Annotated in this window: 20 protein-coding genes; 12 read left to right on the top strand and 8 right to left on the bottom strand. The window is 60.7% G+C overall.

Features of this window, described 5'->3' with window-relative positions; all coding sequences use genetic code 11:
* Nucleotides 1-56: 56 nt before the first annotated feature.
* Nucleotides 57-692 (bottom strand): J domain-containing protein, encoded by a 636-nt coding sequence (locus AX760_RS20915; RefSeq protein ID WP_087149328.1) that lies wholly within the window; start codon nucleotides 690-692, stop codon nucleotides 57-59.
* Nucleotides 693-844: 152 nt separating this feature from the next.
* Between AX760_RS20915 and AX760_RS20910 the strand changes: the two genes are divergently transcribed.
* Nucleotides 845-1126: a BolA family protein gene (locus tag AX760_RS20910; RefSeq protein WP_071834933.1), complete on the top strand. Its 282-nt coding sequence runs from the start codon at nucleotides 845-847 to the stop codon at nucleotides 1124-1126.
* Between the two features lie 133 nt (nucleotides 1127-1259).
* Here the strand turns inward: AX760_RS20910 and AX760_RS20905 are convergent, their stop codons facing one another.
* Genes AX760_RS20905 through AX760_RS20895 form a run of 3 tightly spaced genes read right to left on the bottom strand, consistent with a single transcriptional unit; the run spans nucleotide 1260 to nucleotide 4295 of the window.
* Nucleotides 1260-2582 carry an HlyC/CorC family transporter gene (locus AX760_RS20905; protein WP_071834932.1) on the bottom strand — a complete coding sequence of 441 codons (1323 nt, stop codon included), beginning with the start codon at nucleotides 2580-2582 and terminating at the stop codon, nucleotides 1260-1262.
* Complete coding sequence (aroB, locus tag AX760_RS20900) at nucleotides 2579-3712, bottom strand: 3-dehydroquinate synthase (protein ID WP_071834931.1); 1134 nt, start codon at nucleotides 3710-3712, stop codon at nucleotides 2579-2581. The genes AX760_RS20905 and aroB overlap by 4 nt, the downstream gene beginning before the upstream one ends.
* A 4-nt stretch (nucleotides 3713-3716) precedes the next feature.
* Nucleotides 3717-4295 carry a shikimate kinase gene (locus AX760_RS20895; RefSeq protein WP_071834930.1) on the bottom strand — a complete coding sequence of 193 codons (579 nt, stop codon included), beginning with the start codon at nucleotides 4293-4295 and terminating at the stop codon, nucleotides 3717-3719.
* A 147-nt stretch (nucleotides 4296-4442) separates the two neighbouring features.
* Between AX760_RS20895 and AX760_RS26525 the strand changes: the two genes are divergently transcribed.
* The 5 genes from AX760_RS26525 to AX760_RS20875 all read left to right on the top strand — a co-directional run bounded on the left by AX760_RS26525 (nucleotide 4443) and on the right by AX760_RS20875 (nucleotide 8559).
* The gene (locus tag AX760_RS26525; RefSeq protein ID WP_087149320.1) at nucleotides 4443-4592 is read left to right on the top strand and encodes a hypothetical protein; all 150 of its coding nucleotides are present in this window, start codon (nucleotides 4443-4445) and stop codon (nucleotides 4590-4592) included.
* Nucleotides 4589-5581 carry a site-specific tyrosine recombinase XerD gene (locus tag AX760_RS20890; RefSeq protein ID WP_071834929.1) on the top strand — a complete coding sequence of 331 codons (993 nt, stop codon included), beginning with the start codon at nucleotides 4589-4591 and terminating at the stop codon, nucleotides 5579-5581. Before AX760_RS26525 ends, AX760_RS20890 begins: the two co-directional genes overlap by 4 nt.
* A gap of 80 nt (nucleotides 5582-5661) precedes the next feature.
* Nucleotides 5662-6615: an acetyl-CoA carboxylase carboxyltransferase subunit alpha gene (locus AX760_RS20885; RefSeq protein ID WP_071834928.1), complete on the top strand. Its 954-nt coding sequence runs from the start codon at nucleotides 5662-5664 to the stop codon at nucleotides 6613-6615.
* A 223-nt stretch (nucleotides 6616-6838) separates the two neighbouring features.
* Nucleotides 6839-8326 (top strand): L,D-transpeptidase family protein, encoded by a 1488-nt coding sequence (locus AX760_RS20880; protein WP_071835070.1) that lies wholly within the window; start codon nucleotides 6839-6841, stop codon nucleotides 8324-8326.
* A complete protein-coding gene (locus AX760_RS20875; protein WP_071834927.1) occupies nucleotides 8326-8559 on the top strand; it encodes a sulfurtransferase TusA family protein in 234 nt (77 codons plus the stop codon). The genes AX760_RS20880 and AX760_RS20875 overlap by 1 nt, the downstream gene beginning before the upstream one ends.
* Here AX760_RS20875 and AX760_RS20870 read toward each other — a convergent pair.
* Nucleotides 8556-9371 (bottom strand): class I SAM-dependent methyltransferase, encoded by an 816-nt coding sequence (locus tag AX760_RS20870; RefSeq protein ID WP_071834926.1) that lies wholly within the window; start codon nucleotides 9369-9371, stop codon nucleotides 8556-8558. The genes AX760_RS20875 and AX760_RS20870 overlap by 4 nt on opposite strands.
* Nucleotides 9372-9491: 120 nt before the next feature.
* On the opposite strand from AX760_RS20870, the gene AX760_RS20865 reads away from it, so the two are divergent.
* From AX760_RS20865 to AX760_RS20855, 3 genes are read left to right on the top strand one after another with little or no spacing between them, the layout of a single operon-like run.
* Nucleotides 9492-10625: an ABC transporter substrate-binding protein gene (locus AX760_RS20865; protein WP_071834925.1), complete on the top strand. Its 1134-nt coding sequence runs from the start codon at nucleotides 9492-9494 to the stop codon at nucleotides 10623-10625.
* Nucleotides 10626-10628: 3 nt separating this feature from the next.
* On the top strand, nucleotides 10629-11696 hold the full coding sequence (locus AX760_RS20860) for a FecCD family ABC transporter permease (RefSeq protein WP_071834924.1): 1068 nt from the start codon (nucleotides 10629-10631) through the stop codon (nucleotides 11694-11696).
* Nucleotides 11690-12445 carry an ABC transporter ATP-binding protein gene (locus AX760_RS20855; protein ID WP_071834923.1) on the top strand — a complete coding sequence of 252 codons (756 nt, stop codon included), beginning with the start codon at nucleotides 11690-11692 and terminating at the stop codon, nucleotides 12443-12445. Before AX760_RS20860 ends, AX760_RS20855 begins: the two co-directional genes overlap by 7 nt.
* A 21-nt stretch (nucleotides 12446-12466) precedes the next feature.
* On the opposite strand, the gene AX760_RS20850 is transcribed toward AX760_RS20855, so the two are convergent.
* Nucleotides 12467-13621, bottom strand: coding sequence for a CobW family GTP-binding protein (locus AX760_RS20850; protein ID WP_071834922.1), 1155 nt, complete (start codon nucleotides 13619-13621; stop codon nucleotides 12467-12469).
* Nucleotides 13622-13665: 44 nt separating this feature from the next.
* On the bottom strand, nucleotides 13666-14772 hold the full coding sequence (locus AX760_RS20845) for a D-alanyl-D-alanine carboxypeptidase family protein (RefSeq protein ID WP_071834921.1): 1107 nt from the start codon (nucleotides 14770-14772) through the stop codon (nucleotides 13666-13668).
* Between the two features lie 168 nt (nucleotides 14773-14940).
* Between AX760_RS20845 and AX760_RS20840 the strand changes: the two genes are divergently transcribed.
* Complete coding sequence (locus AX760_RS20840; RefSeq protein ID WP_071834920.1) at nucleotides 14941-16104, top strand: M20 aminoacylase family protein; 1164 nt, start codon at nucleotides 14941-14943, stop codon at nucleotides 16102-16104.
* A 19-nt stretch (nucleotides 16105-16123) separates the two neighbouring features.
* Nucleotides 16124-16588 (top strand): Lrp/AsnC ligand binding domain-containing protein, encoded by a 465-nt coding sequence (locus tag AX760_RS20835; RefSeq protein WP_071834919.1) that lies wholly within the window; start codon nucleotides 16124-16126, stop codon nucleotides 16586-16588.
* Between the two features lie 109 nt (nucleotides 16589-16697).
* Here AX760_RS20835 and AX760_RS20830 read toward each other — a convergent pair whose 3' ends face one another.
* Nucleotides 16698-17738, bottom strand: a complete 1041-nt coding sequence (locus AX760_RS20830) for an NAD(P)-dependent alcohol dehydrogenase (protein ID WP_071834918.1) — start codon at nucleotides 17736-17738, stop codon at nucleotides 16698-16700.
* A 226-nt stretch (nucleotides 17739-17964) separates the two neighbouring features.
* Here AX760_RS20830 and AX760_RS20825 point away from each other — a divergent pair, with 226 nt between their 5' ends.
* Complete coding sequence (locus AX760_RS20825) at nucleotides 17965-18906, top strand: AraC family transcriptional regulator (protein ID WP_071834917.1); 942 nt, start codon at nucleotides 17965-17967, stop codon at nucleotides 18904-18906.
* Nucleotides 18907-18967 lie beyond the last annotated feature (61 nt).

The raw sequence follows: 18967 nt of genomic DNA, 5'->3' as shown, positions 1-18967 counted from the left end.
CAAGTCGGTCCGCTTGAACGCGGCTCGCTTAAGGGGAAGGTTATTAAAGTGCGTTACTAGCAGAAGCCAGCCTGTTTTAACAATTGATATGCCTGGATCACGGCGCGAAAACGATCTTCCGATCCCCTGTCTCCGCCATTTGCATCCGGGTGATGCTTTTTTACAAGCTCCTTGTAGGCCGTCTTGACGTCCGCGGGCGTGGCGTTGCCATGCAGGCCGAGCGTTTCGAAAGCATTTGCCTCCAGGGCCTTCAGCTTGCGCGCCCTTGGCTCCTGACGCGGCGCGCGGGCGCGGGCCTGCTCGACGAAACCGAAAGGATCGCGCATCCGCGCCTGCGCGCCGGCGCTCCCGGAGCGCTGCTGCGACTGCGTGGGGGCGTTCTTCGCATTCTTGTTGACACCGACCGTCCAGGTGGGGCGATGGCCGGTGACGGCCTCCTTCTGGTAACGGGCGATCTCGTTGTCGGACAGGCCGGAGAAATAGTTGTACCCCTTGTTGTACTCCTTCACATGTTCGAAGCAGAACATGAAATACTGGTTTTCCGCATTGCGCCCGACCGGCGCACGATGAACAGCATTTTCCTGGCATCCGTCCCACTGGCATTGGGGCGCGATCGGCTCCGGTTTCTGGTTCACCCTTCGCTTGGTGCGGATACCATCGAAGTATTTTGAATCAAGTTTCATGGCGCTAATTATGGAGTGTGGCGAGGGCCACAACAAGAATTGACAAACCGGAATGTTGCAGGCTTTGTGAGACTATTTTGCGCCGCGCAAAACGCCGCCCGAAACGGCCACTCCGGTCAACGCACGCCTGTCCGGACAAGCCAGAGAAACAGGACCAAAACATGTCTCTCCAGACCAGAATAGAAGCTAAATTGACGCAGGCCTTTTCACCGGATCGCCTGGTCGTGCTGAATGAGAGCCATCTGCATGCCGGACATCATCCCGACATCGACGGCACGGGTGAAACACACATGCGCGTGCGCATCGTCTCGAACGCCTTTTCCGGCATGAGCCGGATCGCCCGCCACCGCGCCATCAACGAGGTCTTGAAGACGGAAATCGATGCCGGATTGCACGCATTGGCGCTGGAACCGGCCGTTCCCGGGGAAACAACCCGCTGGTAGCGGATCGGTCTGCAACAGCGTCAGGAGCCGCGAGCATACGCAGGGCGCCTGGCGCAGACCGCGGCACGCCCCCGGGCTGCTCAGTCGGCCCTGCCCCCGCTAGACAGCCCTGCCTGCTAGACAGCCCTGCCCCCTAGACAGCCATGTCCGCGGCACTGGCCGCAAGATCGTCGGCCGGACGGATGCGCAGGCGCGTAATCCTGTTCTTGACACGCTTCATCACCAGGAACCGTTTGCCGTAGAAGGTGAAAGCCTGTCGCTCTTCGGGGATTGTCCGCGATTCATGGATGACCAGGCCGGCAATCGTTGTTGCTTCGTCATCCGGCAGGTTCCAGTCGAGCGCGCGGTTCAGGTCTCGGATCGGCACATTGCCGTCGACCACGATGGAACCGTCCGCTTCCTGACGGACACCCTGGATTTCGATGTCATGTTCGTCGGAGATATCACCGACGATTTCCTCGAGAATATCCTCGAGCGTGACGAGCCCCTGCACCTCGCCATACTCGTCGACCACGATGGCGAAATGTGCCTTGCGGCGCAGGAAGGCATTTAGCTGATCCTTGAGATTGGTGGTGTCCGGCACGAACCAGGGCTTCTGGGTGATGCGAACGATGTCGAGATTTTGAGGCTCGACCTCCGGCTCGGCCAGCGCCCGCAAAAGATCCTTGGCATGCACGACACCGATGATGTTGTCGACCGAACCGCGCCAGACAGGCATGCGGGTATAGGGACTTTCCAGAACCGCACGGACGGCAACCTCCGGCGGATCATCGGCATTGATGGCGCGCATCGACGTGCGGTGAACCATGATGTCGGAGACTTCCAGTTCTCCCAGATCGAGCACGCCGCCCAAACGGTCGCGGTCGGCCTTGATCACCGAGCCTTCGCGATGCAGGAAATCCACCGCGCCGCGCAATTCTTCATGCGCTGTCAGCATCGACGTTTCCGTCGACAGGCTGACGCCGAAAAGCGCAAGCATGCGCCGGACGAGACCATTGACGAGACTGGAAAGTGGCCCGACGACGACAACGAAGGGGCGAACAATGGGCGCGACAACAAGAGCAAAACGGTCTGGCGCGGCAATCGCCCAGCTTTTCGGCAATACCTCGGAGAAAATTACCAGCAGAACCGTCATTGCCAGGGTCGCGATGGCGACCCCGGAATTGCCGAAAAGACCGAGAAACAGGCTGGTGGTCAGCGACGAGGCCAGGATATTGACGAGATTGTTGCCGATCAAAAGCGCACCGATCAACCTGTCGCGCCGGGTTATCAACGCCGTCACGATGGTGGCCCGGCTGTCGCCGTTGCTTTCAAGCGTGTGCATTCGCGCACGCGAGGCTGCCGTCAGCGCCGTTTCCGACCCGGAAAAGAATGCGGAACAAAACAACAGAGCCATGACGGTCAACATCGTCATCCCGTATTCGGCGAAGAAGGCAAGTATGGTTTCAACTGTCATCGCGGATGCATTTCCTCCAGGAACCGAATTACTTCCGACGCCGGCACGTCGTCGGCCACAAAGGACCGGCCGATGCCGCGCGTCAGGATGAAGGTGAGCTGCCCGCCCTTGACTTTCTTGTCCTGGGCAATCGCGTCCATCAGCGTTCCAACAGGCGGTAACGCGCCCGGAATATCACCCATCCGCGTCGGCAGGCCAACATCTTTCAGATGCGCTTCCACCCGCGCCGCGTCATCCGGGCTTGCCAGGTTCATGCGCGCGGAAAACCGATGCGCCAGCACCATGCCGATTGCAACACCCTCGCCGTGAACCAGACGACTGCCATCATACTGTGTCGCCGCCTCGAGCGCGTGTCCGAAGGTATGTCCGAGATTGAGCAAAGCCCGACGGCCATTTTCGCGCTCGTCAGCCGCGACCACGTCGGCCTTGGCCTGGCAGCTGGTGGCGATGGCCTCAATGCGGGCATCACCGCCGGCAAACACAGCGCGCCAGTTCGCCTCCAGCCAATCGAAGAAATCCGGTTTGTCGATCAACCCGTATTTTGCCACCTCGGCATAACCGGCACGGAACTCGCGCGGGCTTAACGTATCCAGCACGTCTGTGTCGGCCAGCACAAGATCGGGCTGGTGGAACACGCCGATCAGGTTTTTGCCATGCGGCGAGTTGATGCCCGTCTTGCCGCCGACCGAACTGTCGACCTGCGCCAGCAGCGAGGTCGGGATCTGGATGAAGCGCGACCCGCGACGCGCAATGCCGGCAGCAAAGCCGGTGAGGTCGCCGATCACGCCGCCGCCAAGGGCGATCACCGCATCATTGCGCTCGATCCGCGCACCAAGGATGGTCTCGCAGACGGGAATCAGATGCTCGAAGCTCTTGGTCTTTTCGCCGGCCGGCAGAACCAAGGATACCGCATCGATACCGCTTGCCGCCAGACTGTCCATCAACGGTGCCAGGTAGCGCGCGCCGACATTCTCGTCCGTGATGACGGCCATGCGCCTGCCCTTGAGCCGCGATGCGATCTCATTCGCGGCCGACGCGATCAGACCCGGACCGATCAGGATGTCATAGGACCGGTCGGCCAGCTCGACGCGAACGGTGCGTTTGGGTTTTACGATGGCACGGCTATTCATAATGTCACTTCTTCGGCATGGCGGCGATGGCGGCGAGGACCTCGTCCACCATGACCTCTTTCTTCACATCGCGCGAGACGACGGTCAGGTCCGCCTCGGCATAAACAGGGTAGCGTGCGTTCATCAGGTTTTCGAGCGTCTGTTTCGGGTTTTCGGTCTTCAGCAGCGGACGGGTATCGCGCTTGTTGACCCGCTGCCACAGCACGTCGAGATCAGCACTCAGCCAGACGGAGAGCCCGTTCTTCTTGATATGCCGGCGCGTCCGCTCGTTGATATAGGCCCCGCCACCGGTGGAAACCACCCGCGGGCCCGAATGCAGCAGCCGCTTGATCACGCGCCCCTCCAGCGACCGGAACTCCTCTTCGCCATAGGCTGCGAAAAGTTCGCTGATGGTCATTCGGGAAACGCGTTCGATCTCATGGTCGGAATCGACAAACGGGATATTGAGCAGCGTCGCGGTCATGCGACCGATCGCCGACTTGCCGGCACCCATCAGGCCGACGAAGACAAGGTTTCTCCGGCCGAGGACCGTCTTTGCCCGCTCCACCAGCGTTTCCGAAACAGGCTCGATGACGTCATTCATGCCGTTTGTTATTCCCCGTTTCGCAACGGTATCGACAAAACAGCAGGAAGCGTCAAGACGGACGGCCCGCAAAGGCATGGAAACACGACGCTTCTTGCACTTGGTGGCCGCCATGGTCATATAGTTGGCTTGCCCGAGGAGTTTGAAATGCCGACCCTGTTCCGCTTCCTGTTCATCTGCGCGCTGATCGCCGGGAGCATCTATGGAACCATGCTGGCACTGGTGACCTTCGTCGACCCCGTCGAACGCGATGTGACGATCCGCATCCCCTCGGAACGGATCAACGAGACGCCATGATGGATCTTTCCGCCGCCCATCTCGAATCCTTCCTCGAAATGATGAGCGCCGAACGCGGCGCCGCCAACAATACGCTTGTCTCTTACGAACACGACCTTGAGGACGTGCATTCCTTCCTGAAAGCGCGCAAGGTGCGGCTCAACGAAGCCGGCAGCGACGACCTGCGCGCCTATCTCAGCCACTTGGCCGGACAGGGCTTCAAGGCATCGTCCCAGGCCCGAAAGCTGTCGGCGCTGCGGCAGTTCTACAAGTTTCTCTATGCAGAGGGTCTGCGCACCGACGATCCGACCGGCGTGCTCGATGCGCCCAAGAAGGCCCGGTCGCTGCCCAAGGTGCTGAGCATCGACGACGTGTCGCGGCTCATCGGCCAGGCGGAAACCGAAGCCGAACAGGTCGGCGGCGATACACTCGCCAAAATGCGGATGCATGCGCTGATCGCGCTTCTCTACGCGACCGGCATGCGGGTCAGCGAACTCGTCTCGTTACCAGCCTCCGTCCTGTCGCAGAACGGGCGGTTCCTCGTCGTTCGTGGCAAGGGCAACAAGGAACGGATGGTGCCGCTGTCGCACAGCGCCATCCGGGCCATGCAGGCCTATGGACAGGCTTTGTCGCGCGATGTGGCCGAGCAGGCCGCCAGGGACAAGGCTGGGGATAAGGAAAGCCGGAAGGACCCGCAGCCCGACAGCCCCTGGCTGTTTCCATCGTCAGGCAAGGCCGGTTACCTGCCGCGTCAGGTTTTTGCCCGTGACCTGAAGGATCTGGCGGCGCGGGCCGGCATCCGGGTCGCCGCCATATCACCGCATGTGCTGCGCCATGCGTTTGCGAGCCACCTTCTTGCCAATGGCGCAGATCTTCGCGCCGTGCAGGAACTGCTTGGCCATTCGGACATTTCAACGACACAAATCTATACCCATGTGCTTGAAGAACGGCTGCATCAGCTGGTTCAAAACCATCACCCTCTTGCCAAACAGGCAAAAAAACAGGATTAGGGGCGCCATAACCCTTGGCCAGGAACACTGGGATCACAGAGCAAGCGGCCATTGGCGCTACAGGATCGGAAACGCAGACCATGCATCATTATCTCGATTTCGAAAAACCAATCTCCGATCTCGAAGGCAAGATTCACGAGTTGAAGAAGATTGCCAGCGAGGACGAGAGCATCGACACCGCTGACGAAATCGAACGGCTGGAGGTGCGGTCGCGCGATGCGATGGCCGATATCTACTCCAAGCTGAACCCCTGGCAGAAGACGCAGGTCGCGCGGCATCCGCAGCGCCCGCACTTCACGGATTATGCATCCGCCCTGTTCACAGAATTCACGCCGCTCGCCGGCGACCGCAAGTTCGGCAATGACGAGGCGATCCAGACCGGCTTTGCCCGCTTCCGCGGCACGCCCGTTGCCATCATCGGCCAGGAAAAGGGCAACGACACCAAGTCGCGCATCAAGCACAATTTCGGCAGCGCCCGGCCCGAGGGCTACCGCAAGGCAATCCGCGTCATGGAAATGGCCGACCGCTTCGGCCTGCCGCTGATTACGCTGATCGATACGGCCGGCGCCTATCCGGGCATCGGCGCGGAAGAGCGTGGCCAGGCGGAAGCCATCGCGCGCTCGACCGAAATGTGCCTGAACGTGCGCGTCCCGATCATCTCCGTGGTGCTTGGCGAAGGCGGCTCGGGGGGCGCGATCGCCATTGCCACCGGCAACCGCGTCTACATGCTCGAACACGCGATCTACAGCGTCATCTCGCCGGAAGGTGCAGCCTCGATCCTCTGGCGCGATTCCACGCGCGCCAAGGAAGCGGCGACAAACATGAAGATCACCGCCGAGGACCTGAAATCGCTCGGCGTCATCGACGGCATCATTCCGGAGCCGGTCGGCGGCGCTCATCGCGATCCGCAGGGCGTTATCGACCGTACAGGAACGATCATCGCCGATACGCTGAAGGAACTGTCGGCGCGCACCGGAGACCAGTTGCGCTCCGACCGCCGCCAGAAATATCTGAGCATCGGCCGCCAGCTCTAGCATTTGGCGGCAACGGCAACGAACGACAGAGCGCGAAATGCGCCGACGGCCAAACCTTGGCCATATTCCTGCGCTCTGGAAACGGCTTGGGGTAAGGCTGGGGTGCCAGGGTAGAGGGTGCCACGGTAAGTTTTTGTGAAGTATAAGCACGGTAATGATTCCACGGCCAACCCTTTGCGGGCACCCGCCGTATCCGAACGTTCTGCATGATGGGCTATTGCTGATGCGCTTGACACATCTCTTCGCCGTTTCGATCGTGGCTGCCGGCCTTGCCGGCTGCACGGCCAATGAAGCCCTCGACACCGTGGACGTCGATCTCACCAAGGTCTCCAGCAAGGTCGATTACCAGCTCTCCGGAAAGATCGTGCAGAAGATGCAGGCCATGAGCATGGCCAAGACCTCGCCGATCATGCTGCGCATCTTCAAGGAAGAAGGCGTTCTGGAAGTCTGGAAGGCCAATACGGCCAACCGCTTCGAAATGCTGCGCCAGTACAAGATCTGCGCCTGGTCGGGCAAGCTCGGGCCGAAGCTGAAGGAAGGCGATCGACAGGCGCCGGAAGGGTTCTATCCGATTTCACCCGGACAGATGAACCCGAATTCGAGCTATTATCTCGCTATCAACACCGGTTATCCCAATCGCTACGACCAGTCGAACGGCCGGCATGGCTCCAACCTGATGATCCACGGCGCCTGCTCGTCATCCGGTTGCTATTCGATGACCGACGAGCAGATGCAGGAAATCTTTGCCTTGGCACGGGATGCCTACAAGGGCGGGCAGCAGGCCATCCAGCTGCAGTCCCTACCCTTCCGCATGACGGCGGAAAACATGGCGCGTCACCGCAACAGCCCGCATATCCAGTTCTGGAACATGCTGAAGCCCGGCTACGACCAGTTCGAAATTTCCAAGCGCCCGCCGGAAGTCAATGTCTGCGAGAAGAAATACATCTTCAACCAGCAGACCGACGGCAAGTTTTCGCCCACCGGCCAGTGCCCGGCAATGTCGACGCCGGCGGCCATGCAGTCGGCTCTTGCCGCCTACAACAAGAAGTATGATGCCGACTACGCCAAGGCGATGTCGAAATACGAGGGCATGGTCTGGTACGAGCCGTCCGAGGCCGAGCGCAAGGCGATCGTCGCGAAGCAGCGCGTCGGCAAGGAACTGGCCTATGCGCCAACCGGATCGTCGCTCGACGCCGGCAAGCTGATGAAGGTCGCTGACCTCGAAAAACAGATGGCCCGCCGCGCCGAACTGGAAGAAGCCAAGAAGGCGATCGAACTCCAGAAGGCCGAACTCGAAAAGACCACACGCAACGGCAAGTCCGTGCCTGTGCCGCAGGAAAACCCGATGGCGCGGCCTGTCGAGCAAGCGGCCATCGATCAGGGCGCAGCGCAGGGATCGTCCAGAAAGGGTTTCTTCGGCAGTCTGTTTTCGCGCAAGGCAGCGCAAGAACCGCAGGCAGCGGCCCAGGCCCCGATCGATGCCGCGCCCGCCGAATCTTCAGCGTCGACGGTCGGTACCGCAAAACCAGACCAACAGCCGGAAGCCACAACCAAGACTAGCAGACCCGTGACGGCGCAGCCGGTGGTCGGCGACCAAAGTGTCGCGACGGCGGCAAACGGCGAAGCGGCGACAGCCGGTCCGCCCGTTGAACAGGCGGCAACGGAAGAGGCGCCGAAGAAAAAGCCGTTCTGGAAAATATGGGGCAATTGATGCCCGACACTACAGTCGCGACCTACGATCTCAAGGGGCTGAAATGCCCCCTGCCCGTGCTGAAGACCCGCAAGCGCATGCAGTCGCTTGCACCCGGCAGCCTCATTGCTGTAGAAACAACCGATCCGCTGGCGGTGATCGACATCCCGCATTTCTGCCACGAGGACGGCCATGCGATGGAGCGATCGGAAGCGATCGACGGCGGGCACAGGTTTCTGATCAGAAAGGCCTAAACGGCGCGCGCCGGTTTGACGGCGCGAATGGCGTATCGGTGCTGCGACTTGCGGACCATGCCCTTCAGCATGTTCCAGTTCCTGGCCTGCGTCCGGTGGATATCGCCGAGGCGTGTATCGATTGTGATGCCCTCGAAGCCCGAGCCAGCCAGCAGATCAGAGACCGCGTCGGCGCGCGCGCCATCCCGAAAATAGACCCTCGACAGGATGCTGCGGTGGATATCCATCATCTCTTGCGGCAGGCTGGCTGTATCGCGTTTCAGCCAGCCAAGTTGCTGTCCCCATCCCGCCAACCGCGACAGGATGCGCTCGCGAAGCGTGGTCGCGACAAAATCGCCATCAATGATCAAAAGGATGCCACCGGGCTTCAGCACGCGCAACCACTCCGCAAACGCACCGGCCGGATCAACGAGCGTCCAGACAAGATGGCGATTGACGACAACATCATAGTGATCGTCCGGCTCCATGGTGTTTTCCGCATCCCCCATGCGGAAGGATATGGCGCGCGCCCGTGCTGTGGCCTTGGCTCTTGCCAGCGCCAGCATCGGCTCGGACCAGTCGAGGCCAGTGACCTTGAAACCCAGATCGTCCATCAGATGCGAGATCACTCCGGTGCCGCTGGCAAGGTCGAGCGCCTTTCGCCCGTCGCCTTCACCGAGATGCTGGGTGAACAGGCGATGCCAGGCGGCACGTTCCTCCTCTGAGAAGATCTCGTGCCCCGGCGACAGGTCGAAGGTGGCGGCGCGCTCGGACCAATAGGCCTTGATCTCGTCGCGCAGGCGGTAATTTTGGACTTCGGATACATCACTCATTCAGGACTGCCTGGGTAAATTCGACCAGCTTCAATGTAGAAGCCTTCTAAAAGATAAAACTTGACTGTCAAGATCAAGAAATTTAGAAACCGCCCAGTTTCTGAGACGGAGTTCAAAACCATGACGATAGTTTACAAGGCGGCCCTGGCCGCCCTGGGTTTCTGCGCGCTTTTTTCCACGCCTGTACTGGCCGGTGAGAAGGTCATCATCAAGGACGTGACCGGTCGCGATGTCGAAGTCAGCGTCCCCGTCGAACATGTGATCCTGGGCGAAGGCCGGCAGATCTATTTCGTCGCGGCTCTGGATCGTGACGAACCGTTCAAGCGGATCGTCGGCTGGCGGGACGACCTGCCCAAGGCCGATCCGGAAAGCTATGCGGCCTATCTCGCGAAATATCCCGATATCGCCACGCTGCCGACATTCGGCGGCATGAAGGACGGCACGTTCGACGTCGAACAGGCCGTTGCCCTGAAGCCCGATGTCATCATCATGAACCTCGACGCCAAGACGGCGACCGAGGAAGCCGGCTTTATCGAAAAGCTCGGCAAGGTCGGCATTCCGCTCGTCTATATCGACTTCCGCGAAAAGCCGATGGAAAACACCGAGGCCAGCATGCGCATCATGGGCAAGCTTCTCGGAGAGGAAGAAAAGGCCGAGGACTTCATCACGTTCCGCGCCGACAGCATCGCCAAGGTGACCTCCGTTCTGGCCGCGAAAAAGCCGGTCGAGCCGCTTGTCTTCGTCGAACGCGCCGGCGGCTATTCCGCCGATTGCTGCATGTCCTTCGGCAACGAGAATTTCGGCAAGATGGTCGAGATCGCCGGTGGCAGGAACATGGCCAAGGACATTATTCCGGGCACGTTCGGCGCGGTCAATCCGGAGCAGATCATCGCCGCCAATCCTGATCAGGTCATTATCACTGGCGGCAACTGGCAGGGTTATGTGCCCGGTGGCAACTGGGTCGGTGTCGGCTATGGCGCCGACCTCACGGAAGCTCGTCGCAAGCTCGACAACCTGACGAAGCGCCCGGCCTTTACCGGCATCAAGGCGGTGAAGGACGGCAATATCCACGCCATCTGGCATCAGTTTTACAACAATCCCTACCAGTTCGTGGCCATTCAGGAGATCGCGAAATGGCTGCATCCGGACCTGTTTGCGGATCTGGATCCGGAAGCCACCTTCAAGGAACTGCATGCGCGTTTCCTGCCGCTCGACTACAAGCCCGGCTATTTCGTCTCGTTGAAGGACGAATAACCGATGGCTGTCGCCACTGAAACCATCGAGACGATGTCGGGGCGCGGTCAATACCGCGCCCTGGCTTTCCGCCGCATCATGCTCATCGGCGTGCTTTTGCTCGCCCTGTTTTTCAGCCTCGCCATCGACATGGCGCTCGGCCCGGCAAACTACACCTTGAGCGAAGTGCTGACATCGCTGTTCCATGCCGAAACGGTCGGCGACCAGTTGCGCGTCGTCATATGGGATATCCGCATGCCGATCGCCCTGATGGCCATCACCGTCGGCGCGTCGCTTTCGCTGGCCGGCGCGCAGATGCAGACGATTCTTGCCAATCCGCTGGCCAGTCCCTTTACGCTCGGCATATCCGCAGCGGCAGGCTTTGGCGCAGCCCTCGGTCTCGTTGGCGGCGTTGCGATCTTCCCGGGCGCCGTCCAGTACATGATCCCGATCAACGCCTTCCTGATGGCCATGGCAGCCGCGCTGTTCATCCACTTTGCATCGACCATGCGTGGCGTCACGGTCGAGACCATCGTGCTGCTCGGCATCGCGCTGGTCTTCACATTCAATGCGCTTCTGTCACTGCTCGAATATCTCGCCTCGGAACAGGCGCTGGCCGCCGTCGTCTTCTGGACCATGGGCAGCCTGACAAAGGCAACCTGGCCAAAGGTCTGGATCACCGGTGCTGTCCTGATTTTTGCGATACCGCTGTTTGCCCGACAGGCCTGGGCCTTGACGGCGCTGCGCCTGGGCGAAGACAAGGCTGCAAGCCTGGGGATCAACGTGCGCCGGTTGCGCCTGCAAACCATGCTCACGGTCAGCCTTCTGGCCGCTATCCCCGTATCCTTCGTCGGTACGATCGGTTTTGTCGGACTGGTCGGCCCCCACATCGCCCGCATGCTGGTCGGCGAGGACCAGCGTTTCTTCCTTCCGGCATCCGTCCTCTGCGGTGCGCTTCTCCTGTCGTCGACCTCGGTCGTCTCGAAGGTGCTGATACCGGGTGCGATCCTGCCGATCGGGGTGATCACCGCACTCGTCGGCGTGCCGTTCTTCTTCGTGCTGATCTTCACCAACAGGAGGCGCGCATGGTAGCCCTGACACTCAAGGGCGTCGGCGCGAAATATGGCCGGGTGACCGTGCTGTCGGATGTTGACACAGACATCCTGACCGGCGGCAGCATGACGGCGGTGATCGGTCCGAATGCCGCCGGGAAATCGACGCTGTTCAAGCGCATCGCCGGCCTCTCCCCGGGCCCGGGCACCGTCATCCTCTCCGATACGCTGAAAGGCCCGGAGACGATTTGCTACATGCCGCAGGATACCGACGCCAATGCCGTTCTCACGGTCTACGAATCGGTGCTGCTCGCCTCCAAACAAGGATCAGGCTGGCGGGTCAGCGATAGCGAGCTGCACGAGATCGACCGGACGCTGAAGGCGCTACGGATCGAGGACCTCGCCTTTCGCGGACTGGGCGAACTGTCCGGCGGACAACGCCAGCTGGTCTCGATCGCGCAGGCCCTCATCCGCAAGCCGGAAGTCCTCTTGATGGACGAACCGACGTCAGCGCTCGACCTGTTTCGCCAGATCGAGGTGCTCGGCTTCATGAAGGCGCTGGCGGCCGAAAGCGGCATGTCGGTGCTGATCGCGCTGCACGATCTCAACCATGCGCTCCGCTATTGCGAAAACACGATCGTCATTGCCAACGGGTCAATGGCGGCAAGCGGCCCGACCAGCACGGTCGTCACCGCGGCCATGCTGCGCGATGTCTACCGCGTCGAGGCGCGGGTGGAGACCTGTTCGCTCGGCAAGGCGATCGTCATCGTCGATCACTCGATCGTCTGATTTCACACAGCCGGCAAACCGTCAGATCTTCAGGCCCGGCACCGCAAGCGGATTATCAAACAGCGCTTTCGCGTCCGGGCGGTCGACGGCCGGACGGCCGGTAAAGGCATCGAACAGATCGCGCACGAAGGCTTCAGGCAGGTCCTTCGTGATCAGCACCATGCGGGTGCGGCGATCGGCCGGATCCGGCCAGGCGGCCAGCCGTTGCGGCGCATGAAAAACGCTTTGCACACCATGCAGGATCAGCGGCCGGTCCGGATTGTCGGACATCGAGACAACCGCCTTCATCCGCAAAAGCTTTTCGCCATGCGCTGAGCGCAGGAGATCGATAAACATCTCGAGCGCCATCGGGTCGATCGGCCGATCATGGACGATCGAGAAAGAGCGGATATCCGCGCCGTGCCGGTTTGCGTCATGATGATGGTGATGATCATGGTCGCAATGCGCATGATCGTGCGCGTCGCCATGATCGTGATGATCGTCATGGCCGTGACTGGCTGCGGTCTCGTCCTGCAACCAGCGATCGACATCGGCGATCTTGGTCGCGGGATCGTAGAGGCCGCAATGGAAGAGTTCGGCCTTGCCGGCCTCGGGCAGATCGCCATCGATCATTTCCGCACGCGGGTTGAGCTGCCGCAGGCGCGCCTTCAGCGCTTCGACCACACCGGAGGCGGCCAGCGTCGATTTGCTGATGACAAGCCGATCGGCGACAGCGACCTGTTTTGCGGCTTCCTCGTGATTGCCCAGCGTCGCCAGCCCGTTGACCGCATCGACGACCGTAACGACGCCGTCCAGCCGATAGCTCTGCGCAATCACCGGATTGCCCATGACCGACTGCAAGACCGGTGCAGGATCGGCAAGCCCCGTCGTTTCGATGATGACGCGCTTCAGCGGTTTGATCTTTCCGGTCTGCATCCGGTCCATAAGGTCGGCCAGCGTATCGACCAGTTCGCCGCGCACCGTGCAGCAGAGGCATCCGTCGGACAGTTCGATCACACCGTCGCTGGAGGCCTCGACCAGGAGATGATCGATCGACACGTCGCCGAACTCGTTGATGATCACCGCCGTATCGCTCAGGTCCGGATCCTTCAGGAGCCGGTTGAGCAAGGTCGTCTTGCCCGCGCCGAGAAATCCGGTGAGGATGGAGACCGGAACGGCCGAAGATGTCAGGCTCATGATGCTATCCGATGAAGACGTTGCCGAGGAATGCGGAGCGCCGGTCAGTATGCCGGGCGTGGAACAGGGATCGGTACATTGGCGACGTCGCCTTGTGCGGCTGCGGATTGCGCCTGTGCGCCTTTCGCTGACTGGGTTTCTGCCCCCGGGATGAGACCGGCATAGACCAGCTTCAGCGGCCGGTTGATCTCGTGAATATAGGGAGACAGAAGCTTCTGGCGCCCAACCTCATCACGACCTTCGCTGCGGATTTTGGCGGCCGCCTTCGAGCAGATCTGCTTGCTGATATCGGTCACGCTGTCGCGGGTTGGGCCATAGGGCGCAATCTTGCCAAGCCCGGGGCTGCCGGCTCCGCTGCTGGTCAGGCCCATCTGCAGCAATCGTGCTGATTCGTCCGCACGGCCGCCAAGACTATCTGCCCCCAGAACGACGGAAACGACGCTGCGGCCGTTGCGGGTCGCGGAAGACACCTGATTGAAACCCGAAGCGCAGATGAAGCCGGTTTTCATGCCGTCTGCACCGTCGAAGCGACCGATCAGCATGTTGTAGTTGGGAAAGTTCTTCTTGCCCGTGGTGAAGCCCTCAAGCGCGAAATAGCCCGAATACTGCGGAAACTCCCGCTTGATCGTGATGGCTAGCACCGCCAGATCCCGCGCCGTCGTGTACTGGCCGGCCCCGGGAAGTCCGTTGGCATTGATGAAGCGTGATGACGTCATGCCGATCCGCAGCGCCTCGGCGTTCATCTGCTGGATGAAGGCTGCGTCCGATCCGCTGACCGTTTCGCCAATGGCCACCGCCACGTCATTTGCCGACTTGACCAGCATCATCTTCAAGGCGTTGTCGAGTGTCAGGGCCTGGCCGGGCTTGAAATACATCTTGCTCGCCGGTTCCGCAGCCGCATTCTTGGTCATCACCACCGGCGTTTCGAGCGTGATACGCCCCGACTTGATGGCACGGAAGGTCGTATAGGCGGTCATCAGCTTGGTCAGCGATGCCGGATACCATTTCTGGAAAATGTCCTCATGCTCCAGAACCTTCAGCGAGTTGACGTCAACCACCAGCCGTGGATTGGCACCCGCAGGGCCAATTGCCAGCAGAAGAGATGCGCAGGCGCCGGCCAAGACACCCAGTCCTTTGAGCTTGCCGCCCATCCAAATTCGACTTTTCACCACAATCCAACCTTCAAATTTCGGGAATTGCCTCGTATCGTCCGGCTATTTACCTTATATGGCAGGGTGATGGCAAAGGCCATCCTATCCATACCGATGGCAAAATCACGCTGGACGACCCTGACCGTACCGGATCCACAGGAACGAAACATGCCCATTCTGAACAGAGCTGCCGAACTCCAGAGCGAAGTCGCCGAGTGGCGCCGCCATCTGCACACCAGGCCCGAACTGATGTTCGCGGTGGAAAATACGGCAGCCTTCGTCGAAATGAAACTGCGCGAGTTTGGCGTTGACGAAATCGTGAAAGGCCTCGGGCGCACCGGCGTCGTCGGCCTGATCCGCGGCAATCTCGGTGAAGGTCGCACCATCGGCCTGCGCGCCGACATGGATGCGCTGCCGATGACCGAAACCAGCGGCGTCGCCTGGGCATCGACGACCCCTGGAAAAATGCATGCCTGCGGTCATGACGGTCACACCGCCATGCTGCTGGGCGCAGCCAAGTATCTCTCGGAAACACGCAATTTCAAGGGCGCTGTCGCCGTCATCTTCCAGCCTGCCGAAGAGGGCGGCGGCGGCGGCAACGAGATGGTCAAGGACGGCATGATGGAGCGCTTCTCCATCGCCGAAGTCTACGGCATGCACAACATGCCAGGCATGCCGGTGGGAGAATTCGGCACGCGTGTCGGGCCGATCATGGCTTCGACCGACGAATTCACCATCAGTCTGCAGGGCCGCGGTGGCCATGCCGCCCAGCCGCACCGGACCATCGACCCGATCGTCATCGGCGCGCAGATCGTCAGCGCCTTGCAGACAATTCCGTCCCGGACCGCCGATCCGCTTGCCTCGGTCGTCGTCTCGGTCACCAAGTTCAACGCCGGTTTTGCCCACAACGTGATTCCCGAACAGGCTGTTCTCGCCGGCACCGTGCGGACGCTGCGCGCCGATGTGCGCGACATGGCCGAAATCCGCATCCGCGAGATTTCGCAAAACATCGCAGCCGCCTTTGGTGCCACGGTGCAGGTCCGCTACGGCCGCAACTATCCGGTCACCGTCAATCACCGCACGGAGACGGCCCATGCGATCGCGGCGGCGGCAAACATTGCCGGCGAAGCCAAGGTCATCTCGGACATTGACCCGATGATGGGCGGCGAGGACTTTTCCTACATGCTGCTGTCGCGCCCGGGTGCCTTCATCTTCATGGGCAATGGCGACACCGCCGGCCTGCACAATCCGAACTACGATTTCAACGACGAGGCGATCCCGCACGGCATATCGTACTGGGTCAAGCTCGCAGAAACCCGTCTGGCTGCTTGAAGGCAGGAAAGGGAGGCGCATGTACGAGATAGACAAGATCGACCGCCGGATACTCCATATCCTGCAGGCCGACGGGCGGATCACCAATCTCGAACTTGCCGACCGCATCGGCCTGTCGCCGACCGCAACCAGCGAACGCCTGCGCCGCTTGCTGAAAGAGGGCTTCGTCTCGGGCTTCGGCGCGCGCCTGGATCCGCACAAGCTCGGCTTCGGCCTGCTGGTCTTCATCGAGGTCATGCTCGACAAGACCACGGCCGAAGTCTTCGACAAGTTCGCTACCGCCATCAAGCAGGCGCCGTCCGTGCTCGAATGCCATATGGTGGCCGGTGGCTTCGACTATCTCGTCAAGACCCGCTTCGAGGACATGATCGCCTATCGCAATTTTCTCGGCCAGGTTCTCTGGACGCTTCCGGGCGTAAAGGAAACCCGCACCTATGCGGTGATGGAAGAGATCAAGAACGACGGGCCGCTGCCGCTGGGGTAAGTGGGCAGTAGGCAGTAGGCAGTAGGCAGTAGAAACAGGGTGCGGGCGCCTTCGTTACAAAGACACCCCTTCACCAATTCCTACTGGCTATTGCCTAACGCCTAACGCCTTACAATGTCGCCATGTCGATGACGAAGCGGTAGCGAACATCGCTCTTGATGACGCGTTCATAGGCTTCGTTGACCTGGTCCATGCGGATCAGCTCGATTTCCGAGACGATGTTGTGTTTGCCGCAGAAATCCAGCATTTCCTGGGTTTCCTTGATCGAGCCGATCATCGAGCCCGAAATGCTCTTTCGGCCCGGCACCAGCGAGAAGGCATGAACCGGAACGGCATTTTCGGGTATACCGAGAAGCACCAGCGAACCATCAACCTTGAGCAGCCCGAGATAGGCGTTCCAGTCGATCTCGGCCGACACCGTGCACAGGATCAGGTCGAACGTTCCGGCCAGCGCCTTGAAGGTTTCGGCATCGCTGGTGGCGTAATAGTGATCGGCACCGAGCTTGAGGCCATCTTCCTTCTTCGACAGCGACTGGCTGAGCACGGTTACATCCGCTCCCATGGCGTGGGCAATTTTAACGCCCATATGGCCAAGCCCGCCCATACCGACGATCGCGACCTTCTTGCCGGGACCGGCCTTCCAATGCATCAGCGGCGAATACAGCGTGATGCCTGCGCACAGCAGCGGCGCTGCGGCATCAAGCGCCAGGTTTTCCGGGATCGACAGCGCATAGCCTTCCTTGACGACGATGCTGTCGGAATAGCCGCCATAGGTCGGCGTGACGCCATCGGCCTCGAAGGCATTATAGGTGCCGACAAGACCCGGCATGTACTGCTCGATGTCGACATCGCGGGTGGCGCACTGGGTGCAGCTGTTGACGAAGCAGCCAACGCCGGCACGGTCGCCGACCTTGAATTTCGTCACCTTGGATCCGACCGCCGTGACGATGCCGGCGATCTCATGGCCGGGCACCATGGGATAGTTGGAGTTGCCCCACTCGTTGCGGGCCTGATGAATGTCCGAATGGCAGATGCCGGAGAACTTGATGTCGATGACGATGTCGTCATCATTGGGTTCGCGCCGTTCGAAGGTGTAAGGCTGGAGCGGTTTCGACGCATCGGTCGCCGCATATCCTCTTGCCTGGGCCATTTTGTTTTCCTTTGATGTTGGTTCGGGGTCGTGCAAGACGAGGCACCGGGCGCGCCTCTTCCCCGCGATCCACTATGCACAGGCCAAAAGCAAACCGTTAGTTCAATCCTGCAAAATTCTTGCATGATCCTGCAAAAGGATTACAGCAGCTTTTGCAAAAAGCCAGCAACAATACTAATGTGCCCCTAGCAAGCCTCAGCCTAAATCACTGGAAAGACGTCTCAATATGACGGAAGAACGACAATCCCGCCAACAGGAACTGATTGATCTTATTGCCCGTTTCGCCAAAACGGATGGTGATCATACAACGGCAATCCAGGGCCTGAACCTGTATCGTCGATCGACATTGGACATGCCCGCCTGCGGCGCCTACCGACCCAGCCTCGCCTTGATTGCCCAGGGCACCAAGCAGGTGACGCTGGCCGAAGAGACCTATCGCTACAGTGGTTCGGACTACCTGCTGACGGCGCTCGATCTTCCCGTCATCACCAGGATCGTCGAGGCATCGCCGGAACGGCCCTATCTCAGCATGTCCTTCCAGATCGATACAGGGCGCCTTCCCAACCTCATTGCGCAGACAGGCGTGACGGGCCCGCTGCCCGGACCGGCCGCCCGCGGCATGGCCGTCAGCCCGGTGACGACGGATCTGCGGGATGCGGCCATCCGCATGCTTCGCCTGCTCGACCGCCCCCACGACATCCCCGCCCTTTTATCGCTGATCGAGCAGGAGCTTGTCTATCGCCTGCTGACAGGTCCGCAGGGCGCGCGATTGCGACAGATGGCCATTGCCGAAAGCCAGTCACATCAGGTGAGCCGCGCCTGCAGCTGGCTGAGGGACCACTACGCCCTGCCTTTGAGAATTGAGGAACTGGCAAACAGGGTGAGCATGAGCGTCTCGTCTCTGCACCATCATTTCAAGGCGATCACGGCCATGAGCCCTATGCAGTATCAGAAGCAACTGCGGCTGCAGGAGGCACGCCGGCTGATGCTTGAGGACATGCTTGATGCCGGATCGGCCGGGCATCGGGTCGGCTATGAGAGCCAGTCGCAGTTCAGTCGCGAATACACGCGCCAGTTCGGCGCCCCGCCTTTGCGCGATGTCGGGCGCATCCGCCAAAGCCTTGTGGGGCGCCTGACGGGAGGGACGGAGATGATGAGCGAAGGATAGGCCACAAGAGGCGGAGCCACTCCGTCGCGGCAGCACCCCAAAAATGGATCGCTTTCCTGTT

It is taken from the genome of Pararhizobium antarcticum (genome assembly GCF_001885585.1).
GTDB lineage: Bacteria > Pseudomonadota > Alphaproteobacteria > Rhizobiales > Rhizobiaceae > Pararhizobium > Pararhizobium antarcticum.
Note: the sequence above shows the minus strand (reverse complement) of the source record. Positions and strands in the feature narration are given on the sequence as shown.